The sequence below is a fragment of the Rhodococcoides navarretei genome (genome assembly GCF_038069675.1).
Classification (GTDB): domain Bacteria; phylum Actinomycetota; class Actinomycetes; order Mycobacteriales; family Mycobacteriaceae; genus Rhodococcoides; species Rhodococcoides navarretei.
Genome location: NZ_JBBPCN010000001.1, coordinates 3,200,134 through 3,217,354, shown reverse-complemented (window position 1 = coordinate 3,217,354; position 17,221 = coordinate 3,200,134). Strand labels below are relative to the sequence as shown.

The following is a 17,221-nucleotide window of genomic DNA, read 5'->3' as shown; positions in this document are numbered from 1 at the left end:
CGTGTGATTGGCTTACTGTGACGGGCCTGGTCTCCGATGGGTGCCCAGCGCAGTTCGTGGTGACGTGAGAGAGGGGTTCGCCGATGTCCGAGGACGTTCGCGCGGAGATGGTGTCCACGGTATTTCAGGTGGTCGTGGCCCGAGGCGACGCCGTCGAGGTCGGTGACACCCTCGTGATCCTGGAATCGATGAAGATGGAAATTCCCGTGCTGGCCGAGACGGCAGGCACGGTCACGTCCGTGGACGTTGCGGTCGGCGACGTCATTCAGCAGGGCGACCTCATCGCCGTCGTGTCCTGAGCACGGGTCACGTGAGATCTCGTGTCGACCCTCAGTGACCTGCTGGCCGAACACACCGACCTTCCCGGCGTCGCGGTCGACCATCTGCAACGCGTCGTAGGTGAGTGGCAGCTGCTGGCCGACCTCTCTTTCGCCGACGTGCTGCTGTGGGTCGGCACCGACGACGTGTCCAGTGGGACCGCCGACGTGCTGTGCGTGGCCCAATGTCGACCCACCACCGCGCCGACGGTCTTCACTCACGACATCGTGGGAACGACGATCTCCGAGTCGGAGCACCCGGACGTGATGGTGGCTCTGCAGCAGCGCGAGATCGTTCGCGGAGGCGTCGTGACGCGGACCGAGAGCATCCCGGTGCGGTGCGGAGAGCATGTCATCGCGGTATTGACCCGTGACACCAATCCGGCCCAGCTACGTCCGCCGAGCGCGCTCGAGGTGGCCTACCGAGAATGTGCCGACGACCTGTGCCTGATGATCAGTGAAGGGACCTTTCCCACCCCGGAAGAGCGCACCGATGTGAACTCGTCCCCGCGAGCAGGCGACGGTTTCATTCGAATCGACACCGAGGGACGGGTGGACTACGCCAGCCCCAACGCACTCTCGGCGTACCACCGGATGGGATTGACGACGGAGCTGTCCGGGCGAGATCTCGCCTCCGTAACACGCTCGCTGGTCACCGACCCCTTCGACTCACAGGAGGTGGCCGACCACATCAGGTCGTCGCTCAGCGGCAACGTCGGCCATCGTATGGAGGTCGACGCCCGCGGTGCCACCGTCCTCGTGCGCACTCTGGCCCTGCAGCCCCGGGGCAGGTCGACCGGTGCGGCCGTGTTGATTCGCGATGTCACCGAGGTGAAGCGTCGGGACCGCGCTCTGCTCAGCAAGGACGCGACCATCCGGGAGATCCACCATCGGGTGAAGAACAACCTGCAGACGGTTGCCGCGCTGTTACGCCTACAGTCGCGTCGCCTCGAGAACGAGGAAGCGCGAACCGCGTTGTCGGAATCCGTCCGTCGGGTGACGTCCATCGCGCTGGTGCACGAGATGCTGTCGATGTCGGTGGACGAGGAAGTGGACCTCGACGAGATAGTCGATCGACTGGTGCCGATCATGCTGGACGTGGCGACGGTCAATCCGCGGGTGCGTGTGACTCGCGACGGCAAGTTGGGAGTCTTCTCGGCCGAACGCGCGACGCCGTTGGTGATGGTGCTCACCGAACTCGTGCAGAACGCGATGGAGCACGGATTCGACGCCGGATCGGCCGGTGTCGTCCGGATCAGCGCCGACCGTTCCGCGAAATGGCTCGACGTGGTCATCCACGACGACGGGCGTGGATTGCCCACCGGGTTCTCCCTGGAGCGCTCGGACGGACTCGGACTGCAGATCGTGCGCACACTGGTCTCGGTGGAGTTGAACGGATCGCTCGGCGTGCACCCGGCGGCGGGTGGGGGAACCGACGCGATGTTGAGGGTTCCTCTGGGGCGGCGCGTGCCGAGGCCGTGATGCACGTTCGGTGAACAGTGCGTGACGCGCTCTCCGGTGGTCCCTGGCACGCAGAAGGCCCGGTACCCCTGACGGGTACCGGGCCATACCGATTGCTGCGTAAGCGTCCTAGACGGAGCTGCGTGCGCGCGTACGTGCGTTGCGTCGCTTGAGTGCACGGCGCTCGTCTTCACTCATTGCGCCCCATACTCCTGCGTCCTGGCCGGATTCGAGTGCCCAGGACAGGCATTCAGCGGTGACGGGGCACCGAGTACAGACGACTTTGGCATCGGCGATCTGCGCGAGCGCCGGACCACTGTTTCCCACCGGGAAAAATAGTTCCGGATCTTCATCGCGACAAATAGCCTTGTGGCGCCAGTCCATCCTCTGCTCCTTACCGGGCGCCGAAGCGCCGTTTCGTTTCTCTTCTGTTCACGAGTGGGTAACCAATGTTTCCGCACTGTTGCTTGTGAATGCTTTCACGAACTCAGGTGAAGTCAAGGGATACGCGCGTGACCGTGGTCAAGCTCACTCTGTTAGGCTCGCTTTAGCCTTCTGCGCTCCTTTGTACCCCGAGTGAACAGATTTCGCTCGTAATTTCACGAGAACTGTGCTGTACGCCGCCCCATATACCCAGGGATGAGCCCTCTCACCTGGTCGGCGCGACGACCTCCAGCGCGTCGGGAGTCGAGAAGAACTCGGCTTCCGTACGTTCGCCCAGGTAGTCCCCATCCATCTGCAAACCGACCGGCTCCGCCGAAGAAATTCGGACACTCGGTACATCGTCGATCCGAATCAGCTTACGAGACTTGGGTTCTGCACCCTTGGCCAGTAACTGGCGCGACACCCGCAACGTGGGGAACAGAGCAGTCGACCGCATGCCGAACACGCCGAGACCCGAGTCGAAATCGGTACCCGGATTGGTGTGCACCGGCCTCTCGTTCAAATACGTCCACGGACTCGAGTTCGACACGAACGCATAGTGCACACCCTCGAACGGATCCTGCCCGGGAACCTCCACCGTCAACCGAGCCGGCCGGCGCTTGTGCTTGAAGAACTCCTGCACCGAGAAGCGGAGGTAACGCGTCGCCGACACCGGCGTCCCGTCCTTACGGCTCGCATCGATCGCCCGACACACATCCGCGTCCAAACCCATCCCCGCATTGAACGTGAACCACCGATTGTCGCAATGCCCCAAGCCCACAGTCCGCCGCGCACGCGCATCCAACAGGCCGATCAACTGATTGGTCGCCGCCACCGGATCCGCCTCGATACCGAGAGAACGCGCGAACACATTCGCACTGCCGCCTGGAACGACAGCAATAGGCGGAATCGCGCCGATCGTCACCGCCTGCATCGACGTCGGCAACGGCACACCCAGCAAACCGTTGATCACCTCGTTGACCGTTCCGTCACCGCCGTGAACGATCACCAGGCCGACCCCGTCCTCACGGGCACCACGCGCGAGCTCCGACGCATGATCACGATGAGTCGTCTGCGCAACCGTCACCCGCACCCGACTCGACAACGCATGAGCCAACAGATCCCGAGCCGCAGCCGTCGTAGAAGTCGCATTGGGATTGACGATCAGCAGCGCACGCACGAGCACTGACACTAACCGGGTCGTTCCGCAGGCTCCACTCCGGTCACCTGGGTCGTTCCGCAGGCTCCACTCCGGTCACCTGGGTCGTTCCGCAGGCTCCACTCCGGTCACCTGGGTCGTTCCGCAGGCTCCACTCCGGTTGCCTAGGCTGGTCGCGTGTCCACCTCTCCCGAGAACCTCACCCCGCCGGCCACGTTCCGATCCGCCGGGGCGCTCGTCGCAGCGCAGGGCGTGGCCTCGTTGGTGGCCGCGTTCGTCCTACTCGCCCGGGCGTTCTCCGGTGAAGGGGAGAACGCCGTCGCCAACGGATACGGCACCGCGGGGTGGTTCGGCGTGCTGGGTCTCGGAGTCGGTGCGGCAGGCGTCGCCCTGATCCTCGGCAAACGGTGGGGACGGTCCATCGCCACCGTCGTGCAGCTGCTGCTGCTGCCTGTGGTGTGGTCGCTGCTGACCGGATCGCATCAGACCGTCTACGGCGTCGCTCTCGGCGTCGTGGTGCTCGGCGTGCTGGTGCTGCTGTTCAGCCCGCCGTCCTCTCGGTGGATGGCCGCCGAGTACAGCGACGTCGACGACGAACTCCGTTGAGGTAGTCGCTAGCGAGCCTGTGCGGCCAGCTCGGCCAGTGCATCCGCGGTCAGCCGAAACGTGGTCCACTCGTCCTGTGGCTCTGCTCCGAGCGATCGGTAGAAGCCGATCGACGGGGTGTTCCAGTCCAGAACCGACCAGGCCAACCGCGTGTACTGCCGATCGACGCATTCGGCGGCCAACGCGGCGAGCAGTGCCGTTCCGAAGCCTTCTCCGCGCGCGGCGGGCTGCACGTAGAGATCCTCCAGATAGATTCCGTTCACACCGTCCCACGTGGAGAAGTTCAAGAACCACAGCGCGCACCCCACCACCGTCCCCTCGTGTTCGGCCACGTGCGCGAACACCGACGGCCCAGCGCCGAACAGAGCGGCACGAAGCTGCTCGTCTCTAACGGTGCACAGCGACGACGACTTCTCGTACGCGGCCAGTTCGTGCACGAGTGCGGTGATGGCGGGAACATCGGCCTCGGTGGCGCGGCGAATCATCCTCGGTTTCCTTTCTGTGCCGTGGCAGCGGTGAGAATCGAAGGGTGCACGTTGTGCGCGACGAGCTGGCGAAACGAGTGTTCGAAGCCGAGCAACGAATACGCGGCGGGCGAGAGGGCGAAGCGTTTGCCCTCGGTGACGGGGGCTTCGGTCCAGCCGGCGATCAGTGCGCGCGAGAAGTGGCCGTGGCCGACCAACACGACGTCGCGGCCCCTCAACAACGGCAGGACGACCGAGAGGACCAACCCGACGCGGACGGCGATGTCACCGATGGATTCACCACCCGGACACGGATGCGTCCAGACGGTCCAGTGCGGCACCGTCTCGTGGATCTGCGTCGACGTGATCCCCTCGTAATCGCCGTAGTCCCACTCGGACAACGCATCCCATGTTCGATCGACCTGCAGGCCTGCGAGCTCGGCGGTTCTGCGAGCGCGCTCCCGCGGGCTCGTGATCACCAGGGGATCGCGCAGCTTCAGCAGCCCGAGCAGCGATCCGGCCTCGACGGCCTGTTGCTCACCGGTACTGGTGAGAGGGACGTCGGTGTTGCCGGTGTGCTTGCCCGCCAGCGCCCATTCTGTCTCGCCGTGCCGGAGTAGAACGACTCTGCCTGCCTCGACGCCGCCGTGTGTGGTCATGGAACGATCATGCCTCCCGCGCGGATGTGGCCCCTGTCATAGGTGGCCTGCAGATGTGTCCGATTTGTCGATCGAGTACGGACCTGCATCACGTCTCTCATCGTGTTCCGAGTGCTGCAGGGCCTCGGGTCGACCATGATGCCCATCATGACGGCCGCGCTACAGACGCTGACCGACGACACGGTCGCACGCGGTTCGACGTTGCTGAACATCGTTCAGCAAGCAGCGGGGTCTATAGGCACCGCGCTGATGTCGGTGGTGTTGACCGCTCAGCAGAAGCCCGCGCTGACCGCGACCAGTCAGTTCGAGGCCTTCGACATCTCGGCCAGGGCCTTCGGCACCACCTTCATGGTTGCGTTGGTTCTGATCGTCGCCACGTTCGTTCCCGCCTTCTTCCTGCCCAGGACGAAGCACGTGAGCGAGCGGTCTTCAGCTCCGATCACGCTGCACTGACGCGCCCGAGAGATGCCGAACCCTCGCTCATCGGCTCGATGTAGGCAAGGATCAGGGCCGTGACGACAATTCTCGCGGTAGCGAATCAGAAGGGCGGCGTCGCCAAGACCACCACGGTGGCTTCTCTCGCGGCAGCGCTGCATGCTCTCGATCGGCGAGTCCTGGTGGTCGACCTCGACCCGCAGGGTTGCCTGACGTTCTCGCTCGGACACAACCCGGACAAGCTCGATTCCTCGGTGCACGAGGTGCTGACCGGGGATGCGAAGGTCGAGGACGTGCTGATCGAGACTGCGGAAGGAATCGTGCTGTTGCCGGCGACGATCGATCTCGCCGGCGCAGAAGCTCTGTTGCTGATGCGTGCGGGTCGAGAATTCGCACTCAAACGAGCTCTCGCGCCGATCCTCGAGGACTTCGACGTCGTCGTCATCGATTGCCCGCCTTCGCTGGGAGTGCTGACCCTCAACGGGCTCACCGCCGCGCAGTCGGTGCTCGTGCCCCTGCAGTGCGAGACTCTCGCTCATCGCGGGGTCGGTCAGTTGTTGCGGACGGTGTCCGAGGTGCAACAGATCACCAACCCCGACCTGGCATTGCTCGGTGCCCTTCCCACACTGTTCGACGCCCGCACCACACACAGCAGAGATGTGCTCGGCGATGTCTCGGACCGCTATTCGATGCCGGTTCTCGCGCCGCCGATTCCGCGGACCGTACGCTTCGCCGAGGCCAGTGCCTCGGGCGCAACCGTGCTCTCGGGACGGAAGAACAAGGGCGCGCAGGCCTATCGAGAACTCGCCGAGAATCTGCTGGCGTACTGGGACGGCACAGCCGATCTGAAGACCTACGACCCGGCACAGTAGAACCACGCCGACGCGAGCGAGTCAGCCGAGAGCGACCACGTCGGCACCGCGCTGTTCGACGACCACATCGCCGATCACCGACGTCTGTATCGGGCCGTCGTAACCCCCTCGGTCGACCGGAATGTCGGCCAACGAGACACCGGTGGCGATATCGACCACCGAGATGGCGTCGGGCACGGGTACGAGGAGTCGGCCGGCCATGACCGCTCCACCTCCGAGTGCTCCAGGGACGGTCCAGAGCGGACTCAGGCTGGTGGAATCGAACGCCTGGACTCCGGTGCCGGTGAACCAGCTGAACACCGAGCCTGCTGTTGTCGCAGGGAAATTCGGGGAGTCCCGGATAGGGGAGAGGTCTTCCGGGAGAATGAATTCGGATGTTCTCGCGGCCGTCTCGTCGTACAGGCCCACTCGGTCCGGAGTGCCGTTCGCCGCTGGAATGTAGAGCGCGACAAGGCTTCCGGTGATCGCGATGATGCGTCCGGCAGTCGGTCCCTCCGCTTCGGGGACGAGCTCGGGCACCACCGTCGACCCGTATTCCTCGGGTTCACTCGCATCCTCGGGTGCCGGGTCGAGCAACGACAACCGAGCAGCAGCTTCTCCCGGGCACTGTTCGAGCACCGCTGTTCGTGAGTTCGTCGAGGCCGAGGACAGCAGCGTGCACCCGTTTCTCGGCTGGCTCCCCGGATTGACCGGAGCATCCACGCGTCCGTACTCGAGTGTGCGCACCATGTCCGATCGCCACAGCTCCATACGGGTGTCGCCTCTCGACGTCACGTAGGTACCGTCGGACGACAGGCGCACCGCATCGTCGGCGTCGGACGTGCGTTGAGCCGCGCGTTCTCCCGTTGGCCCGTCGAGTTCGGTCACCTGTGAGCAGGCGCGGTCGTCACGGTAGACCGCGACCGCCGTATTCCACGACGAGACGACCGAGCACAGTGGGAGATCGCGTGTGTACGACCAGGATTGCTCACCCGACCGTGGTTCGCGGCCGAGGACGGAACCGCCGTCGGCAGTGACCACCGTGGAGCCGGTGACGACAGGAAACGGGGTTCGCGCCGATTCCGTCGCCGCGCTGGGCGCGCGCCACAGTTCGGTCAGAGCAGTAGGCACCGAGGTCGCTGGTTCGGCCTGGGGCAATGGCTCCTCGGCCGGTATCGACGTGGTACCGCGAGCGTCGCCGGTGAACCAGGCGATGCTCGCGGCAACCACTACGACCACTGCGATGACGGCGGCAACGATGAGGTCGGTTCTCGTCCGACGTTCTGGAGCCAGCACGGCGGAATGTTATTCCGATGCGCTCGCAGTCGACGGTCCGGCCTCGGCGGACGATCCGCTGGAGCGACGACGCCTGCGGCGGCGCGGGGCAGTCTTGGTGGCTGTGTCGGCGGACGTCGTGTCTGCCGTATCCGACTGTCCGGCAACCGAATTCGAGGCAGGTGTGGAATCGGCCTGCGCAGCGGAGGTTGCGGCAGCGTTGTCGCCGTCCTGCCCTGCACGAGTGCGACGGCGGCTGCGTGAGCGGCGCGGCTTGGTCGCCGACGACGCGTCGGCCGCAGGCGCTGCCGTGCTCGTCTCGTCGTCCGCCTTCTCCGGGGCGCGCGAGGGTGCCTTGCGCACCGTTCCGGTGGCGTCGGTGGCGATACCGAGGTCGGTGAACAGGTGCGGCGAGCTCGAGTAGGTCTCGACCGGATCCGGCATCCCGAGATCGAGCGCCTTGTCGATCAGCTGCCAACGGGGGATATCGTCCCAGTCGACCAGAGTGACGGCGATGCCGGTGCGTCCTGCGCGGCCGGTGCGGCCGATACGGTGCACGTAGGTCTTCTCGTCCTCGGGGCACTGGTAGTTGATGACGTGGGTGACGTCGTCGATGTCGATGCCGCGTGCTGCCACGTCGGTTGCCACCAGCACGTCGATCTTGCCCGTCCGGAACGACTTGAGAGCCTTCTCGCGCTGTACCTGGCCGAGGTCACCGTGCACGGCTCCGACCGAATATCCGCGCTCGGCCAGTTCGTCGGCGACCTTCTGAGCGGTGCGCTTGGTGCGGGTGAAGACCATCGTGGCGCCGCGACCCTCGGCCTTGAGGACCTTGGCGACCATCTCGACCTTGTCGAGGGCGTGCGCCCGGTAGACGTGCTGGGCGGTGCGGTCGTGTACGGCCGAGGATTCCGCTTCCTCGGCGCGGATGTGCGTCGGCTGCGTCAGGAACGTCCGGGCCAGGGTGATGATGGGTCCCGGCATGGTGGCCGAGAAGAGCATCGTCTGCCGTTTGTCGGGAACCATGCCGAGAATGCGTTCGATGTCGGGCAGGAACCCGAGATCGAGCATTTCGTCGGCCTCGTCGAGAACCAGAACCCCGACCTTGCCGAGTATCAGGTGGTTCTGCTTGGCGAGGTCGAGCAGTCGGCCGGGGGTACCGACGACGACGTCGACGCCGCTCTGGAGCGCGCTGATCTGCGCTTCGTACGGACGGCCGCCGTAGATGGAGAGCACCTTGACGGGGCCGTTGGCACCGCTGAGGTACTTGGACGCGTTCTCGAGGTCGGAGCTGACCTGAACGCACAGTTCACGGGTCGGCACGATCACCAGGGCGCGCGGGGTGCCGTCGAGCGGGGAGGTGCCGGAGTTGTCCGTGGCGAGTCGGTGCAACAGTGGCACACCGAAGCCGAACGTCTTGCCCATTCCGGTGCGCGCCTGCCCGATCAGGTCGTCGCCCGCGATGGCGAGCGGCAGCGTCAGCTCCTGGATGGCGAAGGTGCGCTCGATGCCCATTTCGGAGAGCGCGCGAACGATGGTGGCGTCCACGTTCAGCTCGGCGAACGTGGGCGGCACATGCGTGTCGTCCAGCTGCGCCGACAGCGTGGTGTCGCCGGTATCGGATTCTTGGTCGATGACTATCTTGCTCAGGGGACTGGCCTTCCTCGTGGTCGAACGTGCGCACGAGGAAGGGCACAGGCCTATTGCCGGCCGAAGTCGATGCCCTCGATCCGATGTGATGTCGCCGTCGGCCTCAGCGCGGCCGCGAACGTCGATGTTCGCTGCGGCGAAGCCGTCATGGCGACCCGGATCAGGTGCGCACACATTATCGATGACCGTCGCGTGCTTCATCGGTCCGTTCCATCGGCCCGCGAGCGACGATCGAGCACCATGGTAGCTTGCCGAACGGAATTCTCCATCGTCGGCAGGTCACGGCCGGTCCTACGCGTGCCGCGACGAGGCGTCGCGCACGGGACTACGATTGCCAGCCATGGGAGCCCATTCGTCGGAGCCGTCGTCCTCAGTCTCACCCACCACGCTTGTCGAGTCGCCCGCGTCGGACCGAACCGAGCCGGCGATCGCACACGATCACCCCGGCATTCCGGACTTGTTCGCGGTGCTCGCGTACGGCGAGATCTCTGCGTTCTATCGCCTGGCCGAGGACGCTCGAATGGCACCGTCCATGGAGGGTCGCGTCGCCCTGGCGAGCATGGCGGCCGCGGAGATGAGCCACTTCGAGACGCTGCAGCGCGCTCTGTCGGACCGCGGGCTCGACGTCTACGCGTCGATGGATCCCTTCGTTCGGGCACTGGACGAGTACCACGAGTCGACGACGCCGTCGACGTGGTTGGAGTCGTTGGTCAAGGCTTACGTGGGTGACGGCATCGCGGCCGACTTCTATCGGCAGATCGCGCACAGTCTCGACCCGGACGTGGCCGAGATCGTCCGCGAGGTGCTCGCCGAGACCGGACACTCCGAGTTCGTCGTGCACGAGGTGTCCGACCGTGTGCGGGCCAGCTCCCAGGAGAAGGCACGACTGATGCTGTGGGGACGTCGTCTGCTCGGGGAGGCCATCACGCAGGCACAGTTCGTGCTCGCCCGCCGCGAATCGTTGACCGACCTGGTCATCACCGCCTCGGGCGACCTCAACGGGGTCGTGGCGCTGTTCGATCGAATGCAGGAGCAGCACTCGGAACGTATGTCCTCGCTCGGCCTGGACTGACCGCCGGAGCCCGGTGTTCGCTGACAGCACACCGATGATTGGCGGCTGGGTCGACATCGCTGCACTAGCCTGGCGTGAGCAGAGTTGTCGAGAGTTCGGAGGTTGACCGTGGAGGTCAAGATCGGTGTTTCGGAGAGTTCCCGTGAGCTCGTCGTGAACAGCACGCAGTCCCCAGCCGAGGTCGAAGCGCTCGTGTCGACCGCCTTCGCCGACAAGGACGGAGTGCTGTCGTTGGAGGACGAAAAGGGACGCAAGTTCTTGGTTCAGACTTCCAAGGTGTCGTACGTGGAGATCGGCCCGTCCGATCCTCGAAAGGTCGGGTTCGCCACCACCTGAGATTTCGGTCGGAACGCAACGCGCCCCTCACTCCATGTGGTGAGGGGCGCGTTGCGTCGGTAGAACCGAGCTACGGCGACTGCAGGGGGACGTGTGACAGACCGCCCCACGCGAGTGAGACCGTCGTGTCGACGGCGTCTTCCTTGGAGATCGGGCGGTCGGCTTCGAGCCAGTAACGCGCGGTGAACTGGCTGGCTCCGACCAGGCCGACGGCCAGCACGCGGGCCCGATACGGATCGAGTCCCGAATCGTGGGCAACCAGGTCGAAGACGGCGTCGACGCATGCCTCGGTTGCCTGCTCGACTCGCGCGTTGACCTGTGGATCACCCATCAGATCCGACTCGAACACCAGGCGGAAGCCCTGAGTGTCGGTGTCGACGAAGTCGTAGAACGCCAGCACCGCGGCCCGAACGCGCTGTCGATTGTCCGTCGTCGAGCGCAGGGCCTGACGGACGCCCGCGATCAGGGTGTCGACGTAGCTCTGCAGAACCGCCAGGTACAGCTCGAGTTTTCCGGGGAAGTGCTGGTACAGGACCGGTTTGCTCACGCCCGCGCATTCGGCGATCTCGTCCATTCCGGACGCGTGATACCCGCGGGTGACGAATATTTCGCTCGCGGCGGCGAGCAACTGCGCCCGACGGGCATCGCGCGGCAGCCGTGCGCTGCGCCGATTGCCGGTGGTCGCCGGCCGGTCCGAGGACCGTCGGTCGTCGAGATCTGTCATCTGATTCTGTTCCCATCGCGTCGACTTCTGCGCTCGTCTTGGTTCGACAACGAGCGATCCGGCATGAACTCCCGGCGGGTGGCCGTCGGTTCGGACCGCTCGTAGCGCAGATCACGGGCAACGATACTCGTGACCGTCGGCACCATTGGGATCCTGGGGGATCGTTCCGAAAAGTAGCAAAGCCGAATCGGATCGAACGGTTTGTTCGTAGGATGTTTTTCGTACCGAAAACCCGATAGTTCCAGCCCCGGCATCGGCGTGCCGAGCGGCGGGCGGTGAGGATTGTGAGATCGTGTTCGAGTGACTGACCGAGGCGGGCCGCGAATCCGCGGCGGTGTGCAGTCCGGCGGCGTCGACGACGAGTACGACGATCGGTCGGACGACTTCCCGCGCACGGTGGGAAGTCGAGGGTCCCATCAGCCTCTTCGTGCGCAGTGGGATCCGACGCAGCGCGAAGTCAAACAGCGCAGTCGTCGACCGGAGCGCGATGTACGGAAGCAGAGCCAGCTCGGCAAGTTCGCGTCCACCTACGGCTGGCGTGCGTACGCGGTACCGATTCTCATCGTGGTGACCGCGCTCGTCGTATTCGATGCCGTGCGTACCGGAGACCCCGTCACCGGTACCGCAGCGCAGTCGACCAACGCCGATCCGGGCTTCGGCACCCTGATTTCGGATACGACGGCAGGAACCGGAATCATCGGCGTGCCACCGCAGGCCGACGGCAACTTCGCCGCGTCGATCTCCTCGGGGGAACTACCCGACGGTGGTCCGTTCGCTGTGGAAGGTGCCGGAACCTGGCGCACGGTGCTGGGCACCACCGAGCAGGTGGGTCAGGGGACCGAGCGGGTGTTCACCTACACGGTCGAGGTCGAGGACGGTGTCGACACCGTCGGATTCGGCGGCGACGAGTCGTTCGCCCGCCTGGTGGACCAGACGCTCGCCAACCCGAAGAGTTGGACCAACGATCCACGGTTCGGATTCCGGCGAATCGATCAGGGCGATCCCGACTTCAGGATCTCGTTGACGTCGCAGCTGTCGATCCGGCAGGCCTGTGGTTACGACATCCAGCTCGAGGTGTCCTGTTACAACCCGGGCATCGAACGAGTGGTGTTGAACGAGCCGAGATGGGTGCGCGGAGCAATCTCGTTTCAGGGCGACATCGGCTCGTACCGTCAGTACCAGATCAACCACGAGGTGGGCCACGCCATCGGCTACCAGCAGCATCAGCCGTGCGAGACCGACGGTGGCTTGGCCCCGGTGATGATGCAGCAGACCTTCGGAACGTCCAACGACGACATCGCGCGTTTGGACCCGGAGGGGGTCGTGCCGATGGACGGAAAGACGTGCAGATTCAATCCGTGGCCTTACCCGCGAGGGTGATCGGCTGAAAGTCGGGACGGACCGGGGATTAGATTCGAACGCGGCGCGCCGGGTCATCGGGTGCCGTGTCGAGTCGAGGAGCGTCGCTGCGTCGTGGTCCATCTACCCCCGCTGGTCGAACCCGCCGGTGAACTGACACCCGAGGACGTCGCGCGGTACAGCCGGCACCTGATCATCCCCAGCGTGGGAACCGAGGGGCAGAAGCGGCTGCGCAATGCTCGCGTGCTCGTCGTCGGTGCCGGGGGGCTGGGGTCACCTGCATTGCTCTATCTCGCGGCCGCGGGCGTGGGGACGCTGGGCATCGTGGAATTCGACGACGTCGAGCTCTCCAATCTGCAGCGTCAGATCATCCACGGCCGGTCGGATGTGGGTCGCTCGAAGGCAGACAGCGCCAGGGACTCGATTCTCGAACTCAACGACGGCGTCGAGGTGACGCTGCACCGCGTTCGACTCGACTCGGCCAATGCCCTCGAGCTCTTTCGGCAGTACGACCTGGTGCTGGACGGAACGGACAATTTCGCCACCCGATACCTCGTCAACGATGCGGCCGCCCTGGTCGGTATCCCGTACGTGTGGGGCTCGATCTATCGATTCGAGGGTCAGGTATCGGTGTTCTGGGACGCGGCGCCGGGTGGCGTCGGCATCAACTATCGCGATCTGTATCCCGAGGCTCCGCCGCCGGGCATGGTGCCGTCGTGTGCCGAGGGTGGGGTGCTGGGGGTGCTGTGTGCGTCGATCGGGTCGATCATGGTGACCGAGGCCATCAAGCTGATCACCGGAATCGGCGAGACGCTGCTGGGCCGACTGATGATCTACGACGCCCTGGCGATGAGTTATCGAACCGTCGGACTTACTCGTGATCCGCATCGAACCCCGATCACCGAGCTGATCGATTACGAGGCATTCTGCGGAGTGGTCCCGGCCGCCGAATCCACCGGCGAATCGATCACTCCGGGGGAGCTGCGCGCGATGATGCAGTCCGGGAACGAGGTTGCCCTCATCGACGTACGTGAGCCGGTGGAGTGGGACATCGTTCACATCGACGGTGCTCGACTGATTCCCAAGGACCGAATCCTCTCCGGGGCGGCGATGGCCGATCTGCCGCAACACGTCCCGATCGTGCTCTACTGCAAAACCGGCATCAGGTCCGCGGAAGTGCTCGCCGCCCTCGTCGGTGCCGGTTTCTCCGACGCCACCCACCTGCACGGCGGAATAGTGGAGTGGGCCAAGCAAATCGAACCCGGTCTGCCCATCTACTGATGTGGTACGTGTGCGCGTCGTCCGCAGCGGTACCGCGATCGGCGGTACCGTGAAGTTCGTGAGCTCTGTCGAACCTCCTCAGCACGTGATCTCTACGTTCGGGCTGCGCGATGTCGAGCCGGCACCTCTCGGTGCGGACTGGGACGGCGGATGGCGTCTGGGTGACGTGGTTCTGTCGCCGGTGGCAGACCATGCGCGCGCCGCGTGGTCGGCAAAGGTGCGCGAGACGTTGACGGTGGACGGGGTTCGGCTCGCTCGCCCTGTGCGCTCCACCGACGGTCGGTACGTCGTGTCGGGCTGGCGCGCAGACACGTTCGTGGCCGGTGAGCCCGAGCCCCGCCACGACGAGGTCGTCTCGTTGTCGATGCGCTTGCACGCGGCGACGGCGCAACTCGAGCGCCCCCGATTTCTGGTTCAACCCCCGGTGGCCCCGTGGGCGGACGTGGACGTGTTCGTCGCAGCGGACAGAGCGGCCTGGGAGGCCGTTCCACTGCGCTCGGCTCGCGGCGCGGGCGCACCCGAGCCGTCGTCCACTGACGGCAAGAGCAGTCTCGAACTGGTCAAACAGCTTGCGACGCTGCGTAAGCCCGTGGAGTCACCGGACCAATTGGTGCACGGCGATCTGTTCGGAACGGTGCTGTTCTCGGGCAGCGATGCGCCCGGCATCAGCGACATCACCCCGTATTGGCGTCCTGCACCCTGGGCCGCCGGGGTGGCCGTGGTCGACGCACTGTCCTGGGGGGATGCCGACGACGGTCTGGTCGGCCGCTGGGACGATCTACCGGAATGGCCGCAGATGTTGCTGCGCGCGTTGATGTTTCGTCTCGCAGTGCATGCGCTTCATCCGCGATCGACGTCCGAGGCCTTCCCCGGTCTCGCGCGAACAGCGGACTTGGTGCGACTCATTCTGTGAGTTTCGCTACGCGGGCGAGCGGTTCGGCCAGCTCGTGGAACAGCGATCGAGCGGCGAGCATCGCGCGGGCGGCGTCACCGTCGATGACCGCCTGTACGAGCGCGGTGTGTTCGTCGACGTAATCGTTGTCGTGCTCGATGGCGTGGTGGCGCATGGCGTCGTGGATCACCGGCAGCAGCGAATCGTAGAACTCCAAGTAGATCGCGTTGTGACTGGCCGCGACGATGGCGCGGTGCAGGTGGGCGTCGATCCGAACGGCATCGGCCAGTGGGGTCGGGTTCGACCAGGCCACGTTGCGGTCCTCCAGCGCGCCGAGCATCACACGGATGTCGTCGTCGTTGCGTCGGTCGGCTGCGAGTGCGGCCGCAGTGACTTCCAGGGTTTCGCGTAGCTCGGTGACGTCGCGGTGTCGGGCGTCCGAGAAGTACTTGCCGAGCGTGCCGCCCAGATCCGAGCACGTCATGACGAACGTGCCCGATCCCTGCCTGCGCTCGACCATGCCGGCGTGGACGAGTGCCTGCACCGCTTCGCGCACGGTGTTGCGTCCGGTGCCGGTCATCTCACACAGTTCGGGCTCGGTGGGGATCCGTGTGCCCACCGGCCATCGCTGCGACGTGATCTCGTCGCGCAGCTGAGCGGTGACCTGGGAAATCAGGCTCGATCGCTGGACCTGCCGCACGGGGACTCCTCGGGCTGGGGACGTTGCGCCGTCGATACTAGTGCTTTGCACCCGATGATCCGGTCATCCTATGATTACGCGGTGAGTGCCCCTACCGTTTCCGAGACCACCCCGACCGGTACGTCGCTCGTCCGCGGCCGCCTCCTGGTGTTCGCGGCCATCGTTCTCTCCGCACTGACTCTGCGCGCCGCGGTGACGTCCATCAGTCCACTGTTCGGCAGGATCGGCACCGATCTGCAGTTCGGGGACACCGTGATCGGCATCGTCGGAATGTTGCCGCCCGCGATGTTCGCCGTGTTCGGGCTGGCCACGCCGCTTCTGGCCAAGCGCACCGGGCTCGAGCGAGCCGCACTGCTGGCCATGGCTCTGACCACCGTCGGCATGGCCACCCGCGCGTTCGCGCCGAACACCGCGTCGTTGCTGGCGCTGTCCGCGATCGCTCTCGCAGGCATGGGTATCGGCAACGTCGTCATTCCGCCGTTGGTCAAACGGTATTTCTCCGATCGCCTCGCAGTGGTGAGCACCATCTACATCTGCGCCATGCAGATCAGCACCATGATTCCGCCCCTGCTCGCAGTCCCCGTCGCGGATGCCCACGGGTGGCGGCTCTCGATCGGAGTCTGGGCGATCGTCGGCGTTGCCGCAGCACTGCCGTGGCTCGGCGTCGTGATCTCCCGACGCGGCCGCGACGAGAAGGACGTCTCGGCCGAGGCCGATTCGGCGGCCGTCCACGCCCGGTCCGGTGGCCGGATCCATCACTCCTCGCTCGCGTGGGGAATGGTGATGATGTTCGCGATGACGTCGCTGATCACGTACTCCATGCTCACCTGGCTGCCGACGCTGTTGATCGACTCGGGTATCGGCGAAGGGTTGGCCGGTGCCTCGGTTGCCGCCTTCGGCGCGATGGGGTTGATTACCTCGTTGGCTGCGCCGACTCTCTGCGCGAAACTGCGCAATCCGTTCGGCCTCGTCATGCTTGCCGCGGTGTGCTACCTCGGCGGCTTCGCGGGCCTGCACTGGTCGCCCGGCACCGGAACGGTGGTCTGGGTGTGCCTGATCGGGCTCGGCACGATGACCTTCCCGATGTCGCTGACGCTGATCAACCTCAGGACACGCACGGCGGTGGGATCGTCCTCGCTCTCGGGATTCACCCAGGGGCTGGGCTACGTGGTGTCCTCGACGGGCCCGATCCTGTTCGGGCTGCTGCACACCGAATCCGGGGGATGGGGACTGCCGCTGGTTCTGCTGACCGGCTGCGTGGCGGTTCTGCTGGTCGGTGGGTTTCTGTGCTGCCGACCGCGGATGCTGGAGGACACCTGGTGATGCAGAACGCTCGGTGACACTTCATCTCACGTCGGTGCTCGAGGGCGCGTGAGACCAAGTTAATCAGCGAGTCACCGCACGCAGCGCCGCTGCAACATGGCTTTCCTATGTTCGGTCCACACACCGATCAGGAGGCCACACGTGACCAGCCTTTCTCGCAGCGCTTCGGCAGATGCCGACTCCGCCACCACGGCGACCGTTCCGCCCGGAACAGTTCCCGTCTCCGTCGACCAT

18 protein-coding genes and 1 pseudogene are annotated in these 17,221 nt (G+C 65.4%); 11 read left to right on the top strand and 8 right to left on the bottom strand.

The features are described 5' to 3' along the window. Positions 1 to 83 precede the first annotated feature (83 nt). Both AABD04_RS15130 and AABD04_RS15125 read left to right on the top strand, forming a co-directional pair. Positions 84 to 299 (top strand): biotin/lipoyl-binding carrier protein, encoded by a 216-nt coding sequence (locus tag AABD04_RS15130; protein WP_008717734.1) that lies wholly within the window; start codon positions 84 to 86, stop codon positions 297 to 299. A 21-nt stretch (positions 300 to 320) separates the two neighbouring features. Beyond that, positions 321 to 1,799, top strand: coding sequence for a sensor histidine kinase (locus AABD04_RS15125; protein ID WP_243593530.1), 1,479 nt, complete (start codon positions 321 to 323; stop codon positions 1,797 to 1,799). Between the two features lie 108 nt (positions 1,800 to 1,907). Here the strand turns inward: AABD04_RS15125 and AABD04_RS15120 are convergent, their stop codons facing one another. Next, the gene (locus AABD04_RS15120) at positions 1,908 to 2,162 is read right to left on the bottom strand and encodes a WhiB family transcriptional regulator (RefSeq protein WP_032366305.1); all 255 of its coding nucleotides are present in this window, start codon (positions 2,160 to 2,162) and stop codon (positions 1,908 to 1,910) included. 265 nt (positions 2,163 to 2,427) lie between these two features. Beyond that, positions 2,428 to 3,381 (bottom strand): diacylglycerol/lipid kinase family protein, encoded by a 954-nt coding sequence (locus tag AABD04_RS15115; RefSeq protein ID WP_243593529.1) that lies wholly within the window; start codon positions 3,379 to 3,381, stop codon positions 2,428 to 2,430. A gap of 156 nt (positions 3,382 to 3,537) precedes the next feature. Between AABD04_RS15115 and AABD04_RS15110 the strand changes: the two genes are divergently transcribed. Continuing rightward, a complete protein-coding gene (locus tag AABD04_RS15110) occupies positions 3,538 to 3,966 on the top strand; it encodes a hypothetical protein (RefSeq protein ID WP_243593528.1) in 429 nt (142 codons plus the stop codon). 8 nt (positions 3,967 to 3,974) lie between these two features. Here the strand turns inward: AABD04_RS15110 and AABD04_RS15105 are convergent, their stop codons facing one another. After that, the gene (locus AABD04_RS15105; protein WP_243593527.1) at positions 3,975 to 4,451 is read right to left on the bottom strand and encodes a GNAT family N-acetyltransferase; all 477 of its coding nucleotides are present in this window, start codon (positions 4,449 to 4,451) and stop codon (positions 3,975 to 3,977) included. Next, complete coding sequence (locus AABD04_RS15100; protein ID WP_341441653.1) at positions 4,448 to 5,089, bottom strand: acid phosphatase; 642 nt, start codon at positions 5,087 to 5,089, stop codon at positions 4,448 to 4,450. Before AABD04_RS15100 ends, AABD04_RS15105 begins: the two co-directional genes overlap by 4 nt. Before the next feature lie 102 nt (positions 5,090 to 5,191). Between AABD04_RS15100 and AABD04_RS15095 the strand changes: the two are divergent. Together AABD04_RS15095 and AABD04_RS15090 are read left to right on the top strand one after the other, a co-directional pair. Continuing rightward, positions 5,192 to 5,542, top strand: a pseudogene (locus AABD04_RS15095) (MFS transporter); the annotation flags it as partial. Positions 5,543 to 5,601: 59 nt separating this feature from the next. After that, positions 5,602 to 6,396 carry a ParA family protein gene (locus AABD04_RS15090; protein WP_243593524.1) on the top strand — a complete coding sequence of 265 codons (795 nt, stop codon included), beginning with the start codon at positions 5,602 to 5,604 and terminating at the stop codon, positions 6,394 to 6,396. Between the two features lie 21 nt (positions 6,397 to 6,417). Here AABD04_RS15090 and AABD04_RS15085 read toward each other — a convergent pair whose 3' ends face one another. Together AABD04_RS15085 and AABD04_RS15080 are read right to left on the bottom strand one after the other, a co-directional pair. Next, positions 6,418 to 7,671: an Rv3212 family protein gene (locus AABD04_RS15085; RefSeq protein WP_341441652.1), complete on the bottom strand. Its 1,254-nt coding sequence runs from the start codon at positions 7,669 to 7,671 to the stop codon at positions 6,418 to 6,420. A gap of 9 nt (positions 7,672 to 7,680) precedes the next feature. Next, complete coding sequence (locus AABD04_RS15080) at positions 7,681 to 9,501, bottom strand: DEAD/DEAH box helicase (protein WP_341441651.1); 1,821 nt, start codon at positions 9,499 to 9,501, stop codon at positions 7,681 to 7,683. A gap of 139 nt (positions 9,502 to 9,640) precedes the next feature. Here AABD04_RS15080 and AABD04_RS15075 point away from each other — a divergent pair, with 139 nt between their 5' ends. Together AABD04_RS15075 and AABD04_RS15070 are read left to right on the top strand one after the other, a co-directional pair. Continuing rightward, a complete protein-coding gene (locus tag AABD04_RS15075) occupies positions 9,641 to 10,372 on the top strand; it encodes a ferritin-like fold-containing protein (RefSeq protein ID WP_341441650.1) in 732 nt (243 codons plus the stop codon). Between the two features lie 108 nt (positions 10,373 to 10,480). Further along, positions 10,481 to 10,708 carry a DUF3107 domain-containing protein gene (locus AABD04_RS15070; protein WP_341443071.1) on the top strand — a complete coding sequence of 76 codons (228 nt, stop codon included), beginning with the start codon at positions 10,481 to 10,483 and terminating at the stop codon, positions 10,706 to 10,708. Between the two features lie 70 nt (positions 10,709 to 10,778). On the opposite strand, the gene AABD04_RS15065 is transcribed toward AABD04_RS15070, so the two are convergent. Beyond that, the gene (locus AABD04_RS15065; protein ID WP_094674752.1) at positions 10,779 to 11,432 is read right to left on the bottom strand and encodes a TetR/AcrR family transcriptional regulator; all 654 of its coding nucleotides are present in this window, start codon (positions 11,430 to 11,432) and stop codon (positions 10,779 to 10,781) included. Positions 11,433 to 11,732: 300 nt separating this feature from the next. Here AABD04_RS15065 and AABD04_RS15060 point away from each other — a divergent pair, with 300 nt between their 5' ends. The 3 genes from AABD04_RS15060 (at position 11,733) to AABD04_RS15050 (ending at position 14,985) form a co-directional block, all read left to right on the top strand. Continuing rightward, the gene (locus AABD04_RS15060; RefSeq protein WP_423228155.1) at positions 11,733 to 12,812 is read left to right on the top strand and encodes a DUF3152 domain-containing protein; all 1,080 of its coding nucleotides are present in this window, start codon (positions 11,733 to 11,735) and stop codon (positions 12,810 to 12,812) included. Between the two features lie 93 nt (positions 12,813 to 12,905). Beyond that, on the top strand, positions 12,906 to 14,072 hold the full coding sequence (gene moeZ / locus AABD04_RS15055) for an adenylyltransferase/sulfurtransferase MoeZ (RefSeq protein WP_341441649.1): 1,167 nt from the start codon (positions 12,906 to 12,908) through the stop codon (positions 14,070 to 14,072). Positions 14,073 to 14,130: 58 nt separating this feature from the next. Next, a complete protein-coding gene (locus tag AABD04_RS15050; RefSeq protein ID WP_243593519.1) occupies positions 14,131 to 14,985 on the top strand; it encodes a TIGR02569 family protein in 855 nt (284 codons plus the stop codon). On the opposite strand, the gene AABD04_RS15045 is transcribed toward AABD04_RS15050, so the two are convergent. Next, positions 14,975 to 15,664, bottom strand: coding sequence for a FadR/GntR family transcriptional regulator (locus tag AABD04_RS15045; protein ID WP_243593518.1), 690 nt, complete (start codon positions 15,662 to 15,664; stop codon positions 14,975 to 14,977). The genes AABD04_RS15050 and AABD04_RS15045 overlap by 11 nt on opposite strands. A gap of 81 nt (positions 15,665 to 15,745) precedes the next feature. Here AABD04_RS15045 and AABD04_RS15040 point away from each other — a divergent pair, with 81 nt between their 5' ends. Then, a complete protein-coding gene (locus tag AABD04_RS15040) occupies positions 15,746 to 16,987 on the top strand; it encodes an MFS transporter (RefSeq protein WP_341441648.1) in 1,242 nt (413 codons plus the stop codon). The last annotated feature ends 234 nt before the right edge of the window (positions 16,988 to 17,221 follow it).